A 4,832-nucleotide genomic window follows, 5' to 3' on the forward strand; every position below is an offset into this window, starting at 1 on the left:
TTGAGAGGAAGAGGGCGGCGGCTGTCGCCGTGACGGTTCGAGTGTCGGGAGAGAGGCTCCCGGCCGGGCCGTCGCGGAGACATGTGATGACACAAGTTCAAGTTCTCGATGCGAGCCCCGACCGGAGCGGTGGCTACAAGGTGGATGTCGGTCGTGGCCAGCGGGTCGGGCGGGTATCGTCGGAATGGTTCAGCCGTCCGGCGGATGAGCGCTATCTGTCGCTCGATGCGCTGATGGCATCAGTGAAGGGCCGAGCTGAGCGCAGCCGCACACGCACGGTGGAGAGCGCCGCGGTCCGGGTCGAAGCCAGTCGCGACAATGCCGAACGGCTCGACCTGATCCTACCCGGCGCCGAGCAGCCCATTTGCCCAACGCATTGGAGCTTCGGCCAGTTGGCCGCGCTCGTCGGCGCGCCGGCCGCCTACCTCCGACAGCTTCCGGCACCGCTGGCCGGCATCAACCTGCAATATGGCCTGACCAACCACCGCGCCGAGCAAGTCAAGACGCTGGAGACCGATGACGGCCGCATCGAACTGCGCGCCGTCACTGGCCCGGATTATGGCCGGATCTATGACCATGAACTGGTCGCTGCCGTACAGCGCATTGCTGGCAACGGCACGGGCGATACGCGCTGGAAAGTACCCGGCGTGCTCGATTGGTCGACCGGCATCTACTATCCGATGGTCGATATCAGCGCCGATACGACCACGCTTTATGCGTCCGACCGCGACGTCTTCCTGTTCCTGGTCGACGATCTCAACCCGATCGAGGCGGGCAAACTTCCCGATGGATCGCCCGACCTCTACTTTAGGGGCTTCTACTGCTGGAACAGCGAGGTGGGCGCCAAGACGCTCGGCATCGCCAGCTTTTACCTCCGCGCCGTCTGCCAGAACCGCAACCTCTGGGGCGTCGAGGATTTCGAGGAAATCAGCATCCGGCACAGCAAATACGCCGCCAACCGCTTTGCGCATGAGGCGGCTCCGGCGCTGACCCGGTTTGTCGATTCCTCGCCGCTGCCATTCGTCAATGGCATTCGACAGGCGCGCGAGCGCATCGTCGCGCGCTCTGACGAGGACCGCACCGATTTCCTGCGCAAGAGCGGGTTCGGGAAGGCCGAGACTGCGAAGATCATCGACACGGTCTTGGCCGAAGAAGGACGTCCGCCCGAATCCGTGTTCGATTTCGTCCAGGGCATCACCGCCTTCGCACGGGGCAAGGCGCAGCAAGACGCCCGGCTTGATCTGGAGGGTCGCGCGAAGAAGCTGTTCGACCGGGTCGCGGCGTAAGCCTTCGTCTCACGGTCGCTCCGATACGCGGCGTCGCTCTCTTCAGAGGAAGAGGGTGGCGCTGCGCTTCGTGACGGTTCGAGGTGTCGGGAGAGAGGCTTCCGGCCGGGCCGTCCGGAGAAGTGTCATGCCCAAGTCCAATCCCAAGCTCGCGCTCAGTGTTTCGCGCGATATCCCTTTCGACAAGCTGGTTCTGTCGCAGTCCAACATCCGCCGGATCAAGGCGGGTGTCGGCATCGAGGAACTTGCCGAGGATATTGCCCGGCGCACGCTGTTGCAGTCGCTCACCGTGCGCCCCGTCGTCGATGTCGATGGCAACGAGACCGGCATGTTCGAGGTGCCATCGGGCGGTCGCCGTTACCGGGCGCTCGAATTGCTGGTGAAGCGCAAACGGCTCCCGCGCAATGCCCCGGTGCCCTGCATCATCCGCACCGAAGGCGATGCCGAGGAAGACAGCCTGGCCGAGAACATCCAGCGGGCACCGCTGCACCCGCTCGACCAGTTCCGCGCATTTCTGGCGCTCCGCGAGAAGGGCCAGTCCGAAGAAGAGATCGCCGCGCATCAGTTCGTGTCGGTGGCGGTGGTCAAGCAGCGCCTGAAGCTCGCCAGCGTGTCGCCGAAGATCCTCGACGCCTATGGCGAGGATGCGATCACGCTCGACCAGTTGATGGCGTTCACCGTCAACGGCGACCATGAACGCCAGGAGCAGGTCTTCGAACGGCTCGCCGGCTCCTATGACCGCCAGCCCTATGCGATCCGGCGGATGCTGACCGAAGGCGCGGTGCGTGCATGCGACAAGCGCGCCCGATTCATCGACATCGATGCCTATATCGAGGCGGGCGGCGGCGTTATGCGCGACCTGTTCCAAGGCGACGACGGCGGTTGGCTGCAGGATGTTGGCCTGGTTGACCTGATGGTCTCCGAGCGCCTGCGTGAGGAGGCGATGAAGGTGCAGGCCGAAGGCTGGCGTTGGATCGATGCAGCGCCTGACTTCCCCTATGGCTACACCTATGGCCTTCGCCAGCTGCGCGGCACGCCGGTGGCGATCACCGCCGAGGAACAGGCCACGCGCGACGCGCTCCAGGCCGAATATGACGCAATGGTCGCCGAGCACGAGGACTCGCCCGAGCTGCCTGACGAGGTGGACGAACGGCTGGGCGAACTGGAGACTGCGATCGAGGCGCTCGATCAGAGGCCGCTGGCCTATGATGCCGATGAGGTTGCGCGGGCCGGTGCATTCATCAGCATCGCGCCCGATGGCAGCCTGCGGATCGAGCGCGGCTTCGTTCGGCCCGAGGACGAACTGCCCATCGAGCCCGAGCAGGGTGCGACTGCAGAAAGCAACTACGAGTATGCCGACGACGGCACCGACGATGGCAGTGAGCAGGCCAGCATCGACAGCAATGTCGAGGTGGTGCCTGAGCCGGAGGAGGATGAAGGCCTGCGGCCGATTCCCGACCGGCTTATGTCCGAACTGACCGCGCACCGCACGCTGGCGCTGCGCGACGCAGTGGCCCGTTCGCCGGAGGTGGCATTCCACGCCTGCCTCCATGCGCTCGTCTTGCGGCTGTTCTACCGTTATGCGCTCGACAGCTGCCTCGAACTTGACGCCAAGCATGTCGGGTTCGGCCAGCAGGCGCCGGGTCTTGGCGATACGACGTCCGCACAGGCCATTGATGCGCGGCACCAAGCGCTCGCCGATCTGCTGCCCGCTGAGCCCGAGGCATTGTGGGATGCGCTCGGCGACATGGACGGCGAGCAGCAGAAGGCGCTGTTCGCCCACTGCGTTGCCTGCACGGTCAACGCAACGTTCGAGGCATACAACCGCAGACCGCGTGCGCTTGCCCACGCCGATATGCTCGCCAAGGCGGTCGATCTCGACATGGCGGCGGCGGGCTGGACGCCGACGGCCGACGGCTTCTTCAGCCGGGTGACCAAAGCGCGTATCGTTCAGGCGGTGGCCGAGGCGAAAGGCGAACGGACGGCTGAGAGCATCGCGCATCTGAAGAAGCCGGATATGGCAGCACGCGCGGCTGTGCTGCTCGAAGGCAGCGGCTGGTTGCCCGAACCGCTCCGCACGCCCGGTCGCGCGATTCTAACGCCGACCGCACGCGAGATCGAGTCGCCCATCGATGATGCCATTGTCGATGCTGATGACAGTGGTGAAGCGCAGTTGGCGGCAGATGACGGCGCACGGTCCGTGGCGGACGACGCCCCGATCGACGACAATGCCGAGGCCGAGGGCGACACCCCCTTCGCCGTCGCCGCCGAGTAGGTCGCGCTCCCCAGACCCGCTCGCAACTGAGGGTCCGCTGCTCCCCCGCGGCGGACCCTCTTCTTGTCTCAGGAGGATCAGATGCCCGATGCATCCGACCTTGCCCGGCAGCTTGCTCACAATGCCGAGAGCGTCTGCCGCCATTATCTTCCGCAAGGCCGCCGACAGGGCCGCTACTGGCTTATCGGCGATGTCGAAGGCACGCCGGGGCGCAGCCTGTTTGTCCGCCTGACCGGTCCCGACGCTGGCAAGGGCGCTGCGGGCAAATGGACCGATGCGGCCACCGGCGAGCATGGCGACCTGCTCGACCTCATTGCTGCCAACCAGCGATTGGCTTCGCTCGCCGACACGCTCGAAGAGGCGCGGCGCTTTCTGTCTCTGCCGCCGCCAGAGCCGATGGCATTTGAACCACTGCCGCCCGTACCGACCGGATCGCCGGAAGCTGCACGGCGGCTGTGGGCGATATCGCAGCCGATCTTTGACACGCTTGCCGAGACGTATCTGCGCCAGCGTGGCCTCATCGACCTGCGCGAGTGCGGCTCGCTTCGGTTCCATCCCAACTGCTGGTATCGCGCCGATACGGACGATCCACCCGGCACGCCGAGCGCGTTCCCGGCATTAATTGCAGCAGTCCGTAGTGATGACGGATCTTTGACCGGTATCCACCGCACCTGGCTCGATCCGAACGGCAGCGGAAAGGCACCCGTCGCCACTCCGCGTCGCGCCATGGGCAATCTCCTCGGCAACGGCTTGCGATTTGGTCGGGCCGGATCAGCCCTAGTCGCCGGAGAGGGCATCGAAACGATATTGTCGCTCCGTCAGATCATGCCGACCATGCCCATGATCGCCGCTCTCTCAGCGGGTCACCTGTCCGCGTTGCAAATCACACCATCGCTGCACCGCCTCTACATTGCGCGCGATAACGATCCCGCTGGACAACATGCGGCTGACACGTTGGCCGAGCGCGCGATCGGGGCTGGTATCGAGCCGCTGATGCTGACTGCCAGCCTTGATGACTTCAACGATGATTTGCAGCGGCTTGGCCGGGACGAGATGCGGGCAGTGGTGCGAGTGCAGCTTGCCCCGGAGGATGCCGAACAGTTCATCGGCTGAGCACAGGCGGTGATGTCTCTGCGCCCGAGCCATGTTCGCCATGATCCTTCATTCCGCTGACAGAGCCGCGCCTCTGCCTTCGAGAGGGGCGAGAGAAGCGGATGCCGACCGGGCCGGCAATGGCTGTGCGCGACTTTCTTCCCCGCCGCGACCACCCC

3 protein-coding genes are annotated in these 4,832 nt (G+C 65.2%); all 3 read left to right on the plus strand.

The features are described from left to right. Positions 1-86 precede the first annotated feature (86 nt). The 3 genes from DM995_RS18715 (at position 87) to DM995_RS18725 (ending at position 4,674) form a co-directional block, all read left to right on the plus strand. Positions 87-1,286: a DUF932 domain-containing protein gene (locus DM995_RS18715; protein WP_116970649.1), complete on the plus strand. Its 1,200-nt coding sequence runs from the start codon at positions 87-89 to the stop codon at positions 1,284-1,286. Between the two features lie 127 nt (positions 1,287-1,413). Next, positions 1,414-3,561, plus strand: coding sequence for a ParB/RepB/Spo0J family partition protein (locus tag DM995_RS18720; RefSeq protein ID WP_116970650.1), 2,148 nt, complete (start codon positions 1,414-1,416; stop codon positions 3,559-3,561). An 81-nt stretch (positions 3,562-3,642) separates the two neighbouring features. Beyond that, positions 3,643-4,674: a DUF7146 domain-containing protein gene (locus DM995_RS18725; RefSeq protein WP_116970651.1), complete on the plus strand. Its 1,032-nt coding sequence runs from the start codon at positions 3,643-3,645 to the stop codon at positions 4,672-4,674. Positions 4,675-4,832: the final 158 nt, after the last annotated feature.

The organism is Blastomonas sp. UPD001, assembly GCF_003426715.1.
GTDB lineage: Bacteria > Pseudomonadota > Alphaproteobacteria > Sphingomonadales > Sphingomonadaceae > Blastomonas.